Source organism: Microbacterium sp. MYb62, assembly GCF_002979475.1.
GTDB lineage: Bacteria > Actinomycetota > Actinomycetes > Actinomycetales > Microbacteriaceae > Microbacterium.
Map to the genome: position 1 here is coordinate 116,872 of NZ_PCOY01000008.1, position 17,252 is coordinate 134,123.

16 protein-coding genes are annotated in these 17,252 nt (G+C 69.7%); 9 read left to right on the top strand and 7 right to left on the bottom strand.

Annotated features, from left to right (window positions below; translation table 11 throughout):
- Positions 1-85 precede the first annotated feature (85 nt).
- A complete protein-coding gene (locus CQ042_RS10535) occupies positions 86-1,174 on the top strand; it encodes a mandelate racemase/muconate lactonizing enzyme family protein (protein WP_105670432.1) in 1,089 nt (362 codons plus the stop codon).
- 71 nt (positions 1,175-1,245) lie between these two features.
- Positions 1,246-2,619, top strand: coding sequence for an MFS transporter (locus CQ042_RS10540; RefSeq protein WP_105670433.1), 1,374 nt, complete (start codon positions 1,246-1,248; stop codon positions 2,617-2,619).
- Between the two features lie 69 nt (positions 2,620-2,688).
- Here the strand turns inward: CQ042_RS10540 and CQ042_RS10545 are convergent, their stop codons facing one another.
- Complete coding sequence (locus CQ042_RS10545; protein ID WP_105670483.1) at positions 2,689-3,507, bottom strand: NAD(P)H-binding protein; 819 nt, start codon at positions 3,505-3,507, stop codon at positions 2,689-2,691.
- Positions 3,508-3,743: 236 nt separating this feature from the next.
- Positions 3,744-4,400, bottom strand: coding sequence for a GntR family transcriptional regulator (locus tag CQ042_RS10550; protein WP_105670434.1), 657 nt, complete (start codon positions 4,398-4,400; stop codon positions 3,744-3,746).
- 149 nt (positions 4,401-4,549) lie between these two features.
- Between CQ042_RS10550 and CQ042_RS10555 the strand changes: the two genes are divergently transcribed.
- The 5 genes from CQ042_RS10555 to CQ042_RS10575 are packed head-to-tail and all read left to right on the top strand — an operon-like array spanning position 4,550 to position 11,839.
- Complete coding sequence (locus CQ042_RS10555; RefSeq protein WP_105670435.1) at positions 4,550-6,649, top strand: beta-galactosidase; 2,100 nt, start codon at positions 4,550-4,552, stop codon at positions 6,647-6,649.
- The gene (gcvPA, locus tag CQ042_RS10560) at positions 6,646-8,073 is read left to right on the top strand and encodes an aminomethyl-transferring glycine dehydrogenase subunit GcvPA (RefSeq protein ID WP_105670436.1); all 1,428 of its coding nucleotides are present in this window, start codon (positions 6,646-6,648) and stop codon (positions 8,071-8,073) included. The genes CQ042_RS10555 and gcvPA overlap by 4 nt, the downstream gene beginning before the upstream one ends.
- Positions 8,070-9,677, top strand: coding sequence for an aminomethyl-transferring glycine dehydrogenase subunit GcvPB (gcvPB, locus tag CQ042_RS10565; RefSeq protein WP_105670437.1), 1,608 nt, complete (start codon positions 8,070-8,072; stop codon positions 9,675-9,677). The genes gcvPA and gcvPB overlap by 4 nt, the downstream gene beginning before the upstream one ends.
- Entirely contained in the window at positions 9,674-11,047 is a 1,374-nt protein-coding gene (locus tag CQ042_RS20450; protein ID WP_219844842.1) for an ATP-NAD kinase family protein, read from the top strand. Before gcvPB ends, CQ042_RS20450 begins: the two co-directional genes overlap by 4 nt.
- A gap of 33 nt (positions 11,048-11,080) precedes the next feature.
- Positions 11,081-11,839, top strand: coding sequence for an SDR family NAD(P)-dependent oxidoreductase (locus CQ042_RS10575; protein ID WP_105670438.1), 759 nt, complete (start codon positions 11,081-11,083; stop codon positions 11,837-11,839).
- A 6-nt stretch (positions 11,840-11,845) separates the two neighbouring features.
- Here CQ042_RS10575 and CQ042_RS10580 read toward each other — a convergent pair whose 3' ends face one another.
- Together CQ042_RS10580 and CQ042_RS10585 are read right to left on the bottom strand one after the other, a co-directional pair.
- The gene (locus tag CQ042_RS10580) at positions 11,846-12,238 is read right to left on the bottom strand and encodes a VOC family protein (RefSeq protein WP_105670439.1); all 393 of its coding nucleotides are present in this window, start codon (positions 12,236-12,238) and stop codon (positions 11,846-11,848) included.
- The gene (locus tag CQ042_RS10585) at positions 12,235-12,516 is read right to left on the bottom strand and encodes a helix-turn-helix transcriptional regulator (RefSeq protein ID WP_181157532.1); all 282 of its coding nucleotides are present in this window, start codon (positions 12,514-12,516) and stop codon (positions 12,235-12,237) included. Before CQ042_RS10585 ends, CQ042_RS10580 begins: the two co-directional genes overlap by 4 nt.
- A gap of 210 nt (positions 12,517-12,726) precedes the next feature.
- Between CQ042_RS10585 and CQ042_RS10590 the strand changes: the two genes are divergently transcribed.
- Positions 12,727-14,247, top strand: a complete 1,521-nt coding sequence (locus CQ042_RS10590) for an SDR family NAD(P)-dependent oxidoreductase (protein WP_105670440.1) — start codon at positions 12,727-12,729, stop codon at positions 14,245-14,247.
- 12 nt (positions 14,248-14,259) lie between these two features.
- Here CQ042_RS10590 and CQ042_RS10595 read toward each other — a convergent pair whose 3' ends face one another.
- Complete coding sequence (locus CQ042_RS10595; RefSeq protein ID WP_105670441.1) at positions 14,260-14,598, bottom strand: helix-turn-helix domain-containing protein; 339 nt, start codon at positions 14,596-14,598, stop codon at positions 14,260-14,262.
- Between the two features lie 77 nt (positions 14,599-14,675).
- On the opposite strand from CQ042_RS10595, the gene CQ042_RS10600 reads away from it, so the two are divergent.
- A complete protein-coding gene (locus CQ042_RS10600) occupies positions 14,676-15,332 on the top strand; it encodes an FMN-dependent NADH-azoreductase (protein WP_105670442.1) in 657 nt (218 codons plus the stop codon).
- A gap of 92 nt (positions 15,333-15,424) precedes the next feature.
- On the opposite strand, the gene CQ042_RS10605 is transcribed toward CQ042_RS10600, so the two are convergent.
- Together CQ042_RS10605 and CQ042_RS10610 are read right to left on the bottom strand one after the other, a co-directional pair.
- Positions 15,425-16,492 (bottom strand): HAMP domain-containing sensor histidine kinase, encoded by a 1,068-nt coding sequence (locus CQ042_RS10605; protein ID WP_105670443.1) that lies wholly within the window; start codon positions 16,490-16,492, stop codon positions 15,425-15,427.
- Positions 16,493-16,502: 10 nt separating this feature from the next.
- Entirely contained in the window at positions 16,503-17,174 is a 672-nt protein-coding gene (locus CQ042_RS10610; RefSeq protein ID WP_105670444.1) for a response regulator transcription factor, read from the bottom strand.
- Positions 17,175-17,252 lie beyond the last annotated feature (78 nt).

Here is a 17,252-nt window from a genome sequence, read left to right on the forward strand (position 1 = left end):
CGGCATTTGACAGGCGAACAGGGAAGCGCGTACGGTCGCAGAATCAAATTGAATTTGATTTTGACATCCTCGAGGAAGAGATACCGTGACCCTCATCACCGCCGCAACCGCCCGCCTGGTCGACATCGAGGTGGAGAAGGTCCGTACCGACGCCATGCAGTCCTTCCTCAAGCAGGAGACCATCGTCGTCACGATCGAGACCGCTGACGGGCTCACCGGTCGGGGCTACTCCTACACGATCGGCACGGGAGGCCGCGCGACGCTCTCGATGCTCAACGAGCACCTCCTGGCCGTGCTCGTCGGCGAGGACTCGCGCCTCGTCGAGCACCTGTGGCGGCGGCTCTACGACTCCACGCGGGCCACGTCGGTCGGCGTCATCACCGCCCTCGCCCTCGCCGCGGTCGACACCGCTCTGTGGGACATCCGGGCGCAGCGTGCCGCGCAGCCGCTGTGGATGATCGCCGGCGGGAACCGTCGCGACGTGCCGCTCTACGACACCGAAGGCGGGTGGCTGCACGTGTCCGTCGACGAGCTCGTGGAAGAGGCGCGCGCATCGGCGAGCAGGGGCTGGAAGGGCGTGAAGATCAAGGTCGGGAAACCGAGCATCGCCGAGGATGCGAGTCGCATCGCCGCCGTGCGCGACGCCGTCGGTCCGAACATCGAGATCATGGTCGACGCCAACCAGAGCATGACCTCGGCCGAGGCGGTGCGCCGGGCGCACGCGTTCGAGCCGTTCGACCTCAGCTGGTTCGAGGAGCCGCTTCCCGCCGACGACGTGACCGGCCACGTCCGCCTCGCCCAGTCGACCAGCATCCCGATCGCGGTCGGCGAGTCGATGTACTCGCTCGGTCACTTCCGCGAGTACCTGGAGCGGGGTGCGGCAGGGATCGTGCAGGTCGATGTCGCCCGGATCGGAGGCATCACCCCCTGGCTCAAGGTCGCCCACCTCGCGGAGGCGTTCAACGTGCAGGTGAGCCCGCACTTCCTCATGGAGCTGCACGTGAGCCTTGCCGCCGCGATCCCCAACGGTCGCTTCGTCGAGCACATCCCGCAACTGCGCGCCGTGACCGACAGTGAGATCAGGATCGAGGACGGGCACGCCCTCGCGCCGATGACCCCCGGACTCGGCATCGACTGGAACCTCGACGCGCTCGACGATCGCACCGTCGCCTGAACGCACGACCCGCATCACCCCACCCCGCTCATCGTTGAGCAGATGGCGCTCGCCATCACGAAAGGACGAAGATGTCATCCCCCACCCGCACACCCGCGCAGCAGCCGACGCCGTCGGGCGAGAAGAAGACCGGATCCCGCGGCGTCGCCGCCGCCGCGCTCGTCGGCTCCGCACTCGAGTGGTACGACTTCTACCTCTACGGCACGGCCGCGGCGCTGGTCTTCAACCGCATCATCTTCGTGAACGATGACCCGCTGGTGGGCACCATGGTGGCCTTCGCCGCGTTCGGGCTCGGATACATCATCCGCCCGCTCGGAGGGCTCATCTTCGGGCGCCTGGGCGATCACTTCGGGCGCAAGTACGTGCTCGTGCTGACGCTGATGATCATGGGCATCTCGACCGTGCTGATGGCGTTCATCCCCACCTATGCGCAGATCGGGCTCTGGGCGCCGGTCCTCCTGATCCTCCTGCGCCTCGTCCAGGGGATCGGCGCCGGCGCCGAGTTCGGCGGCGCGGCGATCTTCTCCGTCGAGCATGCCGACCCCCGACGTCGTGGCCTGCAGGGCGCATGGCCGGCCGTCGGTGTCTACCTCGGGCTCCTCCTCGCCTCCGGTGCTTTCGCGCTCGTCTCCTCGCTCCCCGAAGAGGACTTCCTGGCCTGGGGGTGGCGCATCCCGTTCGCCGGCAGCATCCTCGTCGTCGTCGTCGCACTGATCATCCGGCTGCGGCTGACCGAGACCCCCGCGTTCCAGCAGGCCGTCGAGCAGGACGAGGCCCCGGTGGCTCCGCTGCGCGAGGTGTTCACGAAGGAATGGCGCGGCATGCTCGTGCTCATCGGCACCCAGACGCCGCAGAACGTCATCGCCTACATCAACCTGACCTTCATCGCCGCCTACCTCACGAGCACGCTGATGCTGGCCAACAGTGTGGGGCCGATCGCGGTCACCATCGGGACCGCGGTCACGATGGTGACACTGCCCCTGTTCGGCGCGCTCTCGGATCGCATCGGGCGGAAGCCCGTCGTGCTCGCCGGCATCATCTTCTCGGCGGTGTTCGCCTACCCGTACTTCCTCATCATCGACGGCCTGCAGACGCCGTTCGCGGTCGCCGTCGCGGTGACGGCGAGCCTGAGCCTCGGGGTCGGCGCGATGTTCGGGCCTCAGGGCGCCTACTTCTCGGAGCTGTTCACGAGTCGCGCACGCTTCACGGGTCTCGCGTTCAGCCGCGAGGTCGCCGGTGCCATCTCCGGTGGATTCACACCGCTGATCGCGGTGGCGCTCGTGGCGGCGGCCGGCGGATCGTCCTGGCTGGTCGCGGTCTTCATCATCGGGGCCTGCATCATCGGCGCGGTGGCGACGTTCCTGGGGCCGGAGACGCGCGGACGCAGCCTCCGTGTCGCCACGGTCGACGAGCTCCGTGCCTCGACCGGGAGCATGCGCGACTAGGGGGACCTCCCGATCCCGGTGACGGGCCCCTCGTCGGAGAGGGGCCCGTCACTCGTGCATCCGGGATCGTCAGGCGCGGAACAGCTCGACGTTCTCACGCGCCCACTGGGCGAACGTGCGGCCGGGTCGACCCGTGAGGCGCGTCACCGTGTCCTGCACCGCCTGGCCGATCGCGGGAGGGTTCTTCGCGAGCTCGACGCCGAACTCGACGTATCCCTCGTCGTACCCGAAGGCGCGCAGTCGATCCCGCTCCTCGTCTTCGGTGAGCCGGATCCACGTGACCTGTTCGCCGAGGGCCTCGGCGATGCGCGTCGTGCGCTCGGCCGGGGTGAGCGCCTCCGGCCCGGTCAGATAGTACGTCCGACCGTCCGCGGGGGCGCCGAGCAGCACCTCCACGGCGACCGCCGCGATATCGGCCTCGTGGACCATCGCGCTCGGCCAATCCGCCAGCGTGCGCACGCGACGGTCGGACACGATCTCCGGAGCCCACTCCCGTGCGTTCGACATGAATTCGACCGGTGCCAGCAGAGCCCAATCGAGGCCACCGTCCCGCAGTGCCGGTTCGAGGGTGCTCTCGTCCCATCCGCCGAGCACGCTCACGCGCCGCACCCCTGCGGCCTGCGTCGCGGCGACGAGCTCGACACCGTTGGTGAGGGTCTCGCCGAATTCGCCGTTGAACGTGATGAAGTGCACGCCGCTGCAGCCGTCGACCGCCCGACCGAACGCCTCGACGTCGGTGAGGTCGCCGCGGACGACATCGACGCCCGCGGGGAGGTTCGCGCGCTGAGGATCGCGGGAGAGGGCGCGCACGCTCTCGCCGCGTTCCACCAGTTGGCTGACGATGTGGCGTCCGACCGTGCCCGTCGCGCCGCTGACCAGGATTGTCATGAGGAGTCCCTTCTTCGTGGTGACTCTCACCCTTCCGGGTCATGCGGACAGATTCGGTCCGCGATGCCTGACGGCGGCGAGAAAGCGCGAAGGCTCCTGGTGGAACGGCGAGCTAGGGGTGGTGAAACGGCGAGCAAGCACTGGTGAAACGGCGAGCAAGCACTGGTGAAACGGCGAGCAAGCACTGGTGAAACGGCGAGGAAGGAGTGTCTAGCCCTGCCCGAGCTCGCCGGGCACTACTCGGTGAAGTAGGAGCTCGTCGCGTTGTCGAGGATGCGCTGCATGCCGTGCATCCAGTTGAGCTTGAGGGCCTCGACGGCGGCCGGGATGTCGCCGGCGGCGAGGTGTCGGGCGATCTCGGCGTGCTCGGCGGCGACGCGCTCGACCTTGACGTCTTCGGGGACGAGCAGCGACTCGTAACGGTGGAACGAGCTGCGTACGCTGTCGATCACGGCCAGGAGTCGGGCGTTCGGGCAGGCCGACAGCATCACGCTGTGCCACTCGTCGTCCTTCGTGATGACGAGCTGATGCTCCACGAGCTCGTCGGCGAACGCGTCGGCCATCTCCTTGAGCTGGCCACCGATGCGGCGCAGCTCCTCGGGAGGGCTCAGCTCGAGCGCGAGGCTCTCGAGGGCGGCCATGACCGGCGCGAGATCGCGGAACTCCGAGGCGCTGAGCGGGACGAACCGGAAGCCCTTGCCGTTCTCGCTCTCGATCTGCCCTTCGGACTCGAGGGCGATCAGAGCTTCGCGCAGCGGTGTGCGGCTGACCCCGAGTTCGGTGGCGAGCTGCACCTCGTTGATGCCCTCGCCGGGCTGTACGAGTCCCGCTCGCATGCGGGTCAGCAGCTCTTGCCGAACCTGCGAGCGCAGGTTCTTGCGTTCGATCGCCATGCGTCCCCTCTTCTGCCGCCTGCCCGTCAGCCTATGGGTTGACGGGCCTCGGGCGACGTCCTAGTGTGTGTATACAGAATACAGCCGATCGCGGATTTGCACCAGCGCAACGCCGCGATCAGCCGGTGACGACTCAGAGAGGAGACTTCGTGCCCGCACCCGATGGCGAACAGCCCATCCGACGCGTCCGTCTCGATGCCCTCGCCTATGGTGGCGACTACAACCCCGACCAGTGGTCGGAGGAGACCTGGCACGAAGACATCCGCCTGATGCGCGAAGCCGGCGTGAACATGGTGAGCCTGCCGATCTTCAGCTGGCCGCAGCTGGAGCCCGAACCCGGCGTCTACGACTGGGCATGGCTCGACCGCATCATCGACCTGCTGTGGGAGGCGGGCATCGCGATCGACCTCGCGACCGCCACCGCGACCCCGCCGTCCTGGCTGCTGCGCGCGCACCCCGAGATGGCGCCGTGGGACGCCGACGGACACCGGCTCGAATTCGGATCCCGGCAGACCTACTGCCCCTCGTCGCCGATCTGGCGCGAGAACGTCGCCCGCATGACCCGGGCGATGGCCGAGCGCTACGGCGAGCATCCCGGGCTCGCGATGTGGCACATCTCGAACGAGTACGGCGACCACACGTCGCGCTGCTGGTGCCCCGAGTCGGCCCGGCACTTCCGACGCTGGCTGCAGGACCGTTACGGCGACCTCGACGGACTCAACGGAGCCTGGGGCGTGAACGTGTGGGGGCAGCGCTACACCTCCTGGGAGCACATCGAGACGCCGAAGAAGGCGCCGGGCCCCATCAACCCCACCAAACTGCTCGACTTCGAGCGCTTCTCCTCCGACGCACTGCTGGAGCTCTTCCAGGTGGAGATCGACGTCCTGCGCGAGGTCACCCCCGACATCGCGGTGACGACGAACTTCATGAGCATGTTCCGCGACCTGGACTACTGGGACTTCGCGGCGGTCGAAGACGTCGTGACCGACGACGCCTACCCCGAGCCCGCGGATCCGACGTCGCACGTCGGCGCCGCCCTCAACTACGGGCTCATGCGCTCGCTCAAGGGCGGACAGCCGTGGCTGCTGCTGGAGTCGTCGGCGAGTGCGACCAGCTGGCGTGACGTGAACGTGCCGAAGGCGCCGGGCAAGATCCGCATCGAGAGTCTGCAGGCCGTCGCGCACGGTTCCGACGCGGTGATGTTCTTCCAGTGGCGCCAGGCCAAGTACGGCCAGGAGAAGTTCCACTCCTCGATGCTCGGGCACCGCGGAGAGCGCTCGCGAAGCTTCCAGGAGACCAAGGCGCTGGGGTGGGAGCTGAAGAAACTCGAGCAGGTGCGCGGCACCCGCGTGCGCTCACGAGTCGCGCTGGTCGTGGACTGGGACTCGTGGTGGGGCACCAGCGCCGTCGAGTCGCTGCCCTCGCAGAGGCTGCAGTGGGCGCAGCAGGCGCGCGCCTGGCATCGAGCGCTCTACACGCTCGGCCAGCCGGTGGATACCGCTCGCGCCACCGGCCCCTTCGACGCGTACGACGTGGTCGTGGTGCCGAACCTCTACATCGTGGAGCAGCCGCAGGCCGAGGCGCTGCGTGCCTTCGTGGAGCGCGGAGGGCACCTCGTCGTCGGACCGTTCTCGGGAGTGGTGGATGCCACAGAGAAGGTGCACGACGGCGGAGCGCCCGGACTGCTGCGCGACCTGCTCGGCATCGAGGTCGACGAGCAGTGGCCGATCGCCGACGGTCTCACCGCGCGCATCGACTACGCCGGCGAGACCCTGACCGTGCCCTCGTGGAGCGAATGGCTCGAAGCCGACGACGACGTCGACGTGCGCGGGACCTATGCCGGCGGCGAGCTCGACGGACTGCCCGCGGTGACGCGTCGCACGGCGGGCGGCGGCTCGGCCTGGTATGTCAGCGCGATGGTCGACCCGGCGGGCCTGCTGCCGATCTTCCGCGACGTGCTGCGCGCCGCCGGCGTCCCCGCACGCGAACACACCGACGTCGAGGTGGAGGTCGTCACCCGCGCCGACGACACCACCGACTACACGTTCTACCTGAACCACGGGCGCACGCCCGTCGCGTTCGAGATCCCGTCCCCGGCCGTCGACCTGCTCACCGGCATCGGTCATGCGGGCCGACTGGAGCTCGACCGCTACGGCGTCGCCGTGCTCGCCGCGCCCCGCGCCGAGTCCATCCCCTTTGCCACCCTGATCGCGTCTGCGCGTGACAACGATGAGAAGGAGGACGCATGACCGCCCCGTTCGTGCATCCGTACATCCCCAACACCGCCCCGGAGTCGCGAGCGGCGATGCTCGCGGCCGTCGGTGCCGCGTCGGTCGACGAGTTCTACGCCGACATCCCGGAATCGCTTCGGCTCGGCCGGCCGCTCGACCTGCCCGCGCCGTTCCTCGCGGAGCAGGATCTCGCCCGTCATGTGCGCGGGCTGCTCGCCAAGAACCGCTCGACCGAGGAGCGGCTGAGCTTCCTCGGCGCGGGTACCTACAACCACTATGTGCCCGCGGTCGTCGACGAGGTCATCGGCCGTAGCGAGTTCCTGACCGCCTATGCCGGCGAACCCTACGAGGACCACGGCCGCTTCCAGGCGCTGTTCCAGTACCAGTCGCTGATGGCCGAGCTGCTCGAGATGGACGTCGTGAACGTGCCGACGTACGACGGCTACCAGGCGACGGCGACCGGCCTCGCGATGGCGGGGCGGCTCACCGGTCGCGGTCGCGTGCTGGTCGTCAGCGACGTGCTTCCGGCGAAGCTCGCGAAGGTGCACGACTACGTCCGCGCGCACCTGACGCTCGAGCTCCTGCCGACCGTCGGCGGCACGGCCGACGTGACCGCCGTTCGCGCGGCACTGGCCGGCGACGTGGCCGCGGTCTGGGTCGAGACGCCCAGCGCCACCGGCGCGGTCGAAGCGGCGCTGCAGGAGATCGCGGATGCCGCACACGCGGCAGGTGCCGTGCTCGTGGTCGGCACCGACCCCATCGGCTACGGCATCCTCACCCCGCCCTCGGTCTCGGGAGCCGACATCGTCACCGGCGACATCCAGTCCCTCGGCCTGCACCAGTGGTTCGGCGGCGCCCACGGCGGCTTCATCGCCGTGCATGACGACCCCGCTTTCGTGATGGAGATGCCGTCCCGGCTCTTCGGACTCGCGACCACCGACGTGCCCGGCGAGTACGGCTTCGGCGACGTGGCGTACGACCGCACCTCGTTCGCGCACCGCGAGGAGGGGAAGGAATGGGTCGGCACGGCCGCGGCCCTCTGGGGCATCGCCGCCGGGGTCTACCTCGCGCTGATGGGACCCGCCGGCATGGCCGAGCTCGGTGACGTGCTTCTCGCCCGCACCCGGTATGCCCAGCAGACGCTCGCCGCGGTGCCCGGCATCGCGCTCGACGACGACGCCGTGCACCTGCGCGAGTTCACGGTGACCTTCGCCGACGTCACGGCCGACGCGGTCGTCACGGCGCTCCGCGCCCAGGGCATCGAACCCGGCGTCGTCGTCGGAGAGCACCGCCTGCTCGTCTGCGTCACCGAACTCACCTCTCAGGCCGACATCGACACCCTGGCGGGCGCGCTCGCCGAGGTCACGGCATCCGATCTCAGCACGAAGGAGCAGAACCGATGCGACGTACTGAGCGACGACTGCAAGGAGGAGACGAAGTGAGTCTCCCCGTCGCCCCGAAGCCGGCGCTGCGCCGCTTCCAGCAGGCTCGCTGGGACGAGCCGATCATCTTCGAGCTGACCACGCCCGGCGAACGCGGCGTGCTGGTCTCGCAGGTCGAGCCCGGGGTGCGCGAAGCGGTGGGCGACGTGGTCGCCGCGCTGCCCGCCTCCCTGCGTCGTGCCGCGAAGCCGAAGCTGCCCGAGATGGGGCAGATGCGCGTGCTCAAGCACTACCTGCGCCTGTCGCAGGAGAACCTCGGCGCCGACTTCAACGTCGACATCGGCCAGGGCACCTGCACCATGAAGTACGCGCCGAAGATCAACGACCAGCTCGCGAACACCCCGCAGCTCACCGCGATGCACCCGCACCAGGATCCGGCCGATGCGCAGGGCGTGCTCGAGGTCGTCTGGCAGCTCGAGCGGATGCTCGCCGAGATCTCCGGCATGGACGAGGTCTCGCTGCACACGCAGGGCGGATCGGCGGCGATCTGGTCGAACGTCGCCATGATCCGCGCCTTCCACGAGGCCAACGGCGAGGGTGAGCAGCGCCGCGAGGTCATCACCACGATCTTCAGCCACCCCTCGAACGCGGCCGCCGCGAAGGCCGCGGGGTACGAGATCATCACGGTCTACCCCGACGTCGAGGGCTACCCGTCACTCGACGCGCTGAAGGCCGCGCTGTCGCCCCGCACCGCGGCGATCATGGTCACCAACCCCGAGGACACCGGCATCTACAACCCGGCGATCCGGGAGTGGGTGGATGCCGCGCACGCGGTGGGTGCTCTCGCCTCGTACGACCAGGCCAACGCGAACGGCATCCTCGGCGTCACGCGCGCCCGCGACGCCGGCTTCGACGTGTGCCACTTCAACCTGCACAAGACCTTCGGCACCCCGCACGGCAGCGGCGGACCGGGTTCGGGCGCGAACGCCGTGAGCGCGGCGCTGGCACCGTTCCTGCCGGGACCGCGGGTGGTGCGCGACGACGATGGGACCTTCGCGGTGGCCGAGGGTGGGGAGTTGTCGATCGGGGCGGTCGGCCCGTTCTTCGGCGTCATCCCCGCGCTCGTGAAGGCCTACTCGTGGATCATGGCGCTCGGGGCCGAGGGGCTGCTCGCCGCCGCCGAGACCGCCGTGCTGAACAACAACTATCTGATGGCGCGTGTCCTGGCGATTCCCGGAGCTTCGGCGCCGTACGCCACCGGGCGTCGCCGCATCGAGCAGGTGCGCTACTCGTGGGAGGAGCTGTACCAGGAGACCGGCATCTCGTCGGAGGAGATCGGCGTGCGCATGACCGACTTCGGCATGCACTACTGGACCAGTCACCACCCCTACGTGGTGCCGCAGCCGTTCACGCTCGAGCCGACCGAGTCGTACTCGATGGCCGAGCTCGACGAGTACGTGGCGACCCTCGCCGAAGTGGCGCGCGAGGCACGGGAGTCGCCCGAGGTGGTGCGCACCGCCCCGCACAACCAGACCGTGCACCACACGCACCACAACGATCTGGACGACCCGGACCGGTGGGCGATCACGTGGCGCGCGTATCAGCGGAAGTACCCTTCGGTGGGCTCCGTGCGCCGCTTCCCCGCGGAGTCCGTCGCGTCGTGATCGGACTCGTCGTCAACCCTGTCGCCGGTGTCGGCGGGCCCGCGGGCCTCGCCGGCTCCGACGGTGCGGACGTGCAGCGTCTCGCCCGCGCGCGCGGCGCCCGTTCGCGCGTGCAGGAGCGGGCGGCCCTCGCCCTGACGGCGCTCGCCCAGCGGCATCCCGGGCTCGTGGTGGCGACTGCCGCCGGTGCGATGGGCGCCGATGCCGTGCGCGCTGCGGGGCTGGTGCCGCGCGTGGTGTGGCCGGGGCCGCGTGTGGTGGGTGCGGGGTTGCCGAGTGCACGGCTTGCCGCCGAGTGCACCGCCTCTTCACGTCGAGATCCCGTGCACTCAGCGATAACCGGTGCACTCAGCGGGGATGAGCGGGCGCGGGCGGGGGAGCAGGCGGGGGCGACGGGTGCTGTGGACACGTCGCGTGCGGTGGCGGCGCTCGCGGCGTCCGGGGTCGAGCTGATCCTCGTGGTCGGCGGGGACGGGACATTGCGGGATGCTGTCGCGGGGCTCGGGACGGCGGAGCATCCGTCGGGCGGCGCGACGGATGTCGGAGGAAATGGCGGGGATTCCGTGGCTGCGGAGGGAACCTCCCGACAGGTGCTCCTGCACGAAGAGGATCCGGCGGCGGGGATACCGGCGGTGCTCGGAGTCCCGGCCGGAGTGAAGATGTACTCGCCCGTGTTCGCGGTCAGCCCGCGTGCAGCCGGAGCCATCGCCGCGGACTGGATCGATCACGGCGGACTGCCGACCGAGGAGCGCGAGGTGCTCGACATCGACGAGGCCGCGATGCGCCGCGCCCGCGTCGACCCGACGCTGTACGGCATGCTCCGGGTGCCCTATCGTGCCGGTCGCACCCAGGCGCGCAAGGCCCCGACACCCGCGACCGAGGCTGCGGCCGTCGAAGCCGCGGCCTGTGGTGCCGTCGCCCGCATGCTGCCGAGCGTCCGGTATCTGCTCGGGCCGGGCGGCACGACCGCCGAGATCGCCCGCCAACTGGGCATCGGAGGATCCCCGCTCGGCGTGGATGTCGTCCTCGACGGCAGCGTCATCATCCGCGGCGCGAGCGAGCAGGAACTCCTCGCCGAGATCGCTCGTGGCCCGGCGCAGGCCGTCATCACCGTGATCGGCGGGCAGGGATTCCTGCTCGGGCGCGGCAACCAGCAGCTCTCGGCATCCGTCCTGTGGGCCCTCGGCGACGACCCGCTCCTCGTGGTCGCGCCCGAGCAGAAGCTCATCGACCTGCACGGCCGTCCCCTCCTCGTCGACACCGGCGACGCGCAACTGGATGAGAGACTCGCCGGCCATGTCCGCATCGTCACCGGCGTCGGCATCACCAGCCTCTATGCCGTGAGCGCCCCCGAACTGACCACCATCTGACTCCCCCTCTGAACGAACCCGAAAGGACACCCCATGCGTCTCGAGAACAAGAAGGCCATCGTCACCGGCGGCGCCGGCGGGATCGGTCGTGCCACGTCACTCGCGCTCGCCGCGGAGGGCGCGGCGGTCGCCGTCGTCGATCTGAATGCGGATGCGGCCGACGCCGTCGCGGAGGAGATCCGCACCGCCGGCGGCACGGCCATCGCGATCGCGGCCGACGTGGCGAGCGAACCCGACATCGAACGGGTCATCGCCACCTCGCTCGCCGAGCTCGGCGGCGTGAACATCGTCTTCAACAACGCCGGCATCATCCGCCGCACCACCGCCGTCGAGACGACCGTGGAGGAGTGGGACCGCGTCTTCGGCGTGAACGTGCGCTCGATCTTCCTGATGTGCAAGCACATCGTCCCCGTGATGGAGGCGGCCGGAGGCGGCTCGATCATCAACACCGGATCGGGCTGGGGCCTCAAAGGCGGCGGCCAGGCGATCTCGTACTGCGCGTCGAAGGGCGCGGTCGTGAACATGACCCGTGCACTCGCGATCGACCATGGCCCCGCCGGTATCCGCGTGAACTCGGTCAACCCCGGAGATGTGAACACCGGGATGCTGCGTGACGAGGCCCGTCAGCTCGCGCAGGACACGAACGCCTTCCTCGCGGAGGCCGCCGACCGTCCGCTGCGCCGGATGGGGGAGCCGAGCGAGGTCGCTCAGGCCGTGGTCTGGCTGGCGAGCGACGACTCCTCGTACGTCACGGGGTCGGCGCTCGTCGTGGACGGCGGGGGCATCGCGTAGCCGCGGTCAGGTGCTCTTCATCTGGATCAGCTGGATGAGGTTGCCGCAGGTGTCGTCGAGCACAGCGACCCAGGCGTCGCCGATGTCGGTCGGCGGCTGCGTGAAGACGACGCCGAGCCCGCTCAGGCGCGTGTGCTCGGCGTCGAGGTCGTCGACCGTGAACTGCGCGAGCGGGATGCCGTCTTCGACGAGTGCGTCGCGGTAGGGCTTGACCGCCGGGTGGCCCGCGGGCTCGAGCAGGAGTTCCGGCCCCTCCGGCGCCTCGGGCGACTTCACCGTGAGCCAGGCGGCATCGCCGAGCGGGATGTCGTGGTGCTTCGTGAAGCCGAGCACGTCGGTGTAGAAGGTCAGGGCTTTGCGCTGGTCGTCGACGAAGATGCTGGTCAGTTCGATTCTCATGGGGTGCTCCGTGTGTTCGGCCACCGCTCGGCGATGCGGGCGAGGGGCTCGGGGTGGAAGTAGTGGAATTTGGAACGGCCACGCCGCTCCGTGGAGATCAGCCCGGCGGATTCGAGCACCGTGAGGTGCTGCGAGACCGCCTGACGGGTCAGAGTGAGGCCGTGCCGCATCGTCAACGTCGTGCAGATCTCGAAGAGCGTCTGCTCGTCGCGAACCGACAGCTCGTCGAGGATGAGGCGCCTCGTCTCGTCGTCGAGTGCACGGAACAGATCGGCCATGGCTTCCATGATAGGCAAGCCCATGCTTGCATATCAAGGTCGAGGTTCAGGCGTCCGCGTTCGGTCGCCGTCGAGTGCACGGGAATCTGCCGAGTGCACGGCTTCCCTGCGTCGATACGTCGTGCACTCGGCGACAAGCCGTGCACTCGGCGGCGGGGAGGCGCGTGCACGTCGGGCGTACCCCCAGGGCACTGGAGTAAAATCGGCACAATGACCGACGCCCCCTCCGACTCTGCACCCGACCTCGGACCGGGCGTCGACCCCGACGATCTCGCCACGACACTGCGCGTGCTGGCCGAGCTGCACAAGATCGACAACGAGCACCCGGACTTCGTCGCCGTGCGGCACGCGACCGCGGCGATGTTCAAGGCCGTCAAGCGCGTGCGCCGCAAGGAGATCCGCGACGCGATCGCCGAGGCCGACAAGGCCGTGGTCGCCCGCACCGCCACCGGAGCACCCGACCGCATCGACGACGAGACCCGCGGCAACGACCTCGCCACCAGCGTGGTGGACGCCCCCATCGCGGGGGAGCTGCTCAAGCCCCGCAACTGCTACATCTGCAAGCAGCCGTACACGCAGGTCGACGCGTTCTACCACCAGCTCTGCCCGGACTGCGCCCGCTTCAGCCACGGCAAGCGCAACGCCCGCACCGACCTCACCGGCAAGCGCGCCCTGCTCACGGGCGGCCGCGCGAAGATCGGCATGCACATCGCGCTGCGGCTGCTGCGCGACGGTGCGCACACCACCATCACCACCCGCTTCCCGCGCGACGCCGTGCGTCGCTTCTCGGCCCTGCCCGACTCGGCCGACTGGCTGCACCGCCTCCGCGTGGTCGGCATCGACCTGCGCGACCCCGCCCAGGTGATCGGCCTCGCCGACTCGGTCGCGGCGCAGGGGCCGCTCGACATCCTCATCAACAACGCCGCGCAGACCGTGCGGCGCTCGCCCGGCGCCTATTCGCTGCTCGCGGATGCCGAGCTGCAGCCGCTGCCCGACGGACCGCTGCCCGAGATGGAGACGTTCGGTCACACCGCCGATCCGCACCCGCAGGCGCTGCAGGCATCGGTCGACGCGCATCCGCTGCTGTCGGTCGCGGCCCTCGGCGGCACCGTCGCCGAGCAGGGCGGGCAGGCGCTCACGGCCGAAGATCTGGCACGTCTCGCGATGGCGCCGGGGTCGTCGTCGCTCGAGAAGCATGCCGACGGCACCGCGATCGACGCCGGTGGGCTCGTGCCCGACGTGAACCGGGTGAACAGCTGGGTGCAGTCGATCGAGCAGGTCGACCCGCTCGAGATGCTCGAGGTGCAGCTCGCCAACACGACCGCACCGTTCCTGCTGATCAGCCGCCTGCGCGCCTCGATGGCGGCATCCGATTCTCCACGCAAGTACGTCGTGAACGTGTCGGCGATGGAGGGGCAGTTCTCGCGCCGCTACAAGGGGCCGGGGCACCCGCACACGAACATGGCCAAGGCCGCGCTCAACATGCTCACGCGCACCAGCGCCGGCGAGATGCTCGAGACCGACGGCATCCTGATGACCGCCGTCGACACCGGATGGATCACCGACGAGCGCCCGCACTACACGAAGGTGCGCCTCGCGGAGGAGGGCTTCCACGCCCCGCTCGACCTGGTCGACGGCGCCGCCCGCGTGTACGACCCGATCGTGCGCGGCGAGGCCGGCGAAGACATCCACGGCGTCTTCCTGAAGGATTACGAACCCAGCCCCTGGTGAGCGCGGGCGGCGTCAGCGCGCGCGTTCGCCGAGGTTCGCCGAGGCCCAGCGGCCGAGCTGGTCGAGGATCGGCAGGAGCCCCTCGCCGCTGGGTGTGAGCGCGTAGGACACGGTGATCGGAGGGCCGGCGTCGACCGTGCGGACGACGAGTCCGGCATCGGCGAGCTCGGCCAGTCGGTCGGAGAGCACGGTGTCACTGATGCCCGCGACCGCGCGGCGCAATGCGACGAAGGTCGAGGGACCCCCGCCGAGTGACGACACGATCATGCCGTTCCATCGTTTTCCGAGCACGCTGAAGGCCAGTGTGACGGCGGCATCGCACACCTGCCGCACTTCGTCGACCTCGGTCATGGCCCCATCCTACCCGTGCTACGTTAACCGATGCCGCTAAGAAAAACCTAGCGACTGTGAAAACGAGAGGTAGGCCTATGTCCCTGTTCCGCCTGGATGCCAGCATCCTTCCCGCGTCGTCCGCCAGCCGTGCGCTCGCCGACCTCGTCGAGGCCGAGTGGACCGCGTCCCACCCCGACTCGACCGTCACCCGCCGCGACCTGGCGAGTGACCCGGTGCCCGCGACCGTCTGGGCGGATGCCGTGACCGGCGGTTTCATCGACGAAGCACAGCGCACCCCCGCCCAGAACGACGCCCGAGCTCTCGCCACGCGATTCGCCGACGAGCTGATCGGCGCCGACGCGCTGCTGTTCGCGGTGCCCCTGTACAACTACGGCGTCTCGCAGCACTTCAAGACCTGGTTCGACCTGGCGTACACCGACGGGCGCATCGACCCGACCGGCACCGCACTGAACGGCAAGCCCGCGACGCTGGTGACGGTGCTCGGCGGCAACTACGCGCCCGGCTCGCCCAAGGAGGGCTGGGACCATTCGACGGGCTGGCTGCGCCGCGTGCTCGAAGACGTCTGGGGCCTCGACCTGCGCGTCGTGCAGCGTCCGTTCACGCTCGTCGGCGTGAACCCGGCACTCGACGCCTTCGCCGACACCGCCCGTGAACTGAAGGAGAACGCCGAGGCCGAGGCCCGCATCTACGGCCGCGAGCTCGCCGCGACGCGTGACCCTCGGGTGGCCTGAGCCGAGGTTCCCTCGCATCGCGCACGAGGTCCCTTCCGGGCGCAGAACGGGACCACGTGCGCGATTCGCAAGCGGATGACGGCCGCGACGGATCAGGCGGGGAACGTCGCCGGGTACGGGTGCGGCAGCCACACCGTCACGATCAGACCGCCCTCGGCGCGCGGAGTCAGCACGAGGGCGCCGCCGTGGGCCCGGGTGATGCGGTCGACGATCGCGAGGCCGAGCCCCGCCCCGGCATGGTCGTCGCCGCGGGTGCGCTCGGCGCCGCGCTGGAACGGCTCGACGAGGGTCGCCACGCGATGCGCCGGCAGCGGCTCACCGGTGTTCTCGACGACCAGCGCGACCGCGTTCGGCATCGCATGCGTGCGCACGGCGACGGATCCCCCGGATGACAGGTTGTGCACGATCGCATTGAGCACGAGATTGGTGATCAGCTGCGGCAGGAGTGCCGATGACCCGAGCACCGGTGCGGCGGCACCGCCCACCTCCACCGCGACGCCGCGACGGTCGGCGAGCGGCACCAGCGCCTCCACCGCTCCTTCGGCGAGGAGGGAGAGGTCGACGATCTCCCGCGGGAACGCCCGCTGGTCTGCGCGACTGAGCAGCAGCAGCGCTTCGGTCAGGTCGATCGCACGGGTGTTGACCTCCTGCAGGCGCCGGATCAGCGCATCGACATCGCGATCGGGGTCGTCGCGGGCGACTTCGAGCAGAGTCTGCGAGATCGCGAGCGGTGTGCGCAGCTCATGCGAGGCGTTCGCGGCGAACCGCTGCTGCTCGGACACATGAGCCTCGAGCTGCTCGAGCATCGAGTCGAACACATCGGCCAGGTCGCGGAACTCGTCCCCCGCTCCGGGGAGTGCGATCCGGTGCGAGAGCGAGCCCTGCGCGGCGAGTCGGGCCGCGTCGCCGATGCGCTCGAGCGGTGCCAGCATCCGTCCGGCGAGCAGCCACCCGCCGCCGAGGCCGAGTGCCAGCAGAACCACCATGACCGCCGAGGCGACGGGCACGAAAACCTTGCTCAGGTCGCCCCGGTTGGGATAGAAGTCGACGGAGTCGGGTACATACCGCAACAGGAAGAACGCGACGGCCGCCATCAGCAGGATGCCGGAGACCACGACGATACCCGCATAGCTGAGCGTGAGCTTGAGGCGGGCGCTCATCCCCCGGCGCCTACGCATCCGCATCCGCCCCGATCCGATATCCGACACCGGGCACGGTGAGGATCAGCCACGGCTCGCCGAGTCGTTTGCGCAGCGACGACACCGTGATGCGCACGGCGTTCGTGAACGGATCGGCGTTCTCGTCCCACGCACGCTCGAGCAGCTCCTCGGCGCTGACCACCCCGCCCTCGGCATCGACGAGCACCTCCAGCACGGCGAACTGCTTGCGGGTCAGGGCCACGTAGCGGTCCTCGCGGTACACCTCGCGGCGGAACGGGTCGAGGCGGAGCCCCGCCATCTCCAGCACGGGCGGTCGGCTGCGCTGCCTGCGGCGATCGAGCGCGCGCAGGCGCAGCACCAGCTCCCGCAGCTCGAAGGGCTTGGTCAGGTAGTCGTCCGCCCCGATCTCGAACCCGGTCGCCTTGTCGTCGAGGCGGTCGGCGGCGGTGAGCATCAGGATCGGGATGCCGCTGCCCGAGGTCACGATCCACCGGGCGATGTCGTCGCCGGAGGGGCCTGGCACGTCGCGGTCGAGCACGGCGATGTCGTAGGAGTTGATGTGCAGAAGCTCCAGTGCGGTGTCGCCGTCTCCTGCGATGTCGGCCGCGATCGCCTCCAGGCGCAGGCCATCGCGTACCGCCTCGGCGAGGTAGGGCTCGTCCTCGACGATCAGTACGCGCATGGCTGCGATCCTACGCACTGCGGTATATCGCGAGCATATGGAAAAGCGCATACGCCCTCGCAACCGGCCCCCTTCTTC

Coding starts and splice junctions, on each gene's coding strand:
- CQ042_RS10540 (WP_105670433.1), top strand. CDS start 1,246: ATGTCATCCCCCACCCGCACACCCGCGCAGCAGCCGACGCCGTCGGGC.
- CQ042_RS10545 (WP_105670483.1), bottom strand. CDS start 3,507: ATGACAATCCTGGTCAGCGGCGCGACGGGCACGGTCGGACGCCACATC.
- CQ042_RS10550 (WP_105670434.1), bottom strand. CDS start 4,400: ATGGCGATCGAACGCAAGAACCTGCGCTCGCAGGTTCGGCAAGAGCTG.
- gcvPA (WP_105670436.1), top strand. CDS start 6,646: ATGACCGCCCCGTTCGTGCATCCGTACATCCCCAACACCGCCCCGGAG.
- CQ042_RS10575 (WP_105670438.1), top strand. CDS start 11,081: ATGCGTCTCGAGAACAAGAAGGCCATCGTCACCGGCGGCGCCGGCGGG.
- CQ042_RS10580 (WP_105670439.1), bottom strand. CDS start 12,238: ATGAGAATCGAACTGACCAGCATCTTCGTCGACGACCAGCGCAAAGCC.
- CQ042_RS10585 (WP_181157532.1), bottom strand. CDS start 12,516: ATGGCCGATCTGTTCCGTGCACTCGACGACGAGACGAGGCGCCTCATC.
- CQ042_RS10590 (WP_105670440.1), top strand. CDS start 12,727: ATGACCGACGCCCCCTCCGACTCTGCACCCGACCTCGGACCGGGCGTC.
- CQ042_RS10595 (WP_105670441.1), bottom strand. CDS start 14,598: ATGACCGAGGTCGACGAAGTGCGGCAGGTGTGCGATGCCGCCGTCACA.
- CQ042_RS10600 (WP_105670442.1), top strand. CDS start 14,676: ATGTCCCTGTTCCGCCTGGATGCCAGCATCCTTCCCGCGTCGTCCGCC.
- CQ042_RS10605 (WP_105670443.1), bottom strand. CDS start 16,492: ATGAGCGCCCGCCTCAAGCTCACGCTCAGCTATGCGGGTATCGTCGTG.
- CQ042_RS10610 (WP_105670444.1), bottom strand. CDS start 17,174: ATGCGCGTACTGATCGTCGAGGACGAGCCCTACCTCGCCGAGGCGGTA.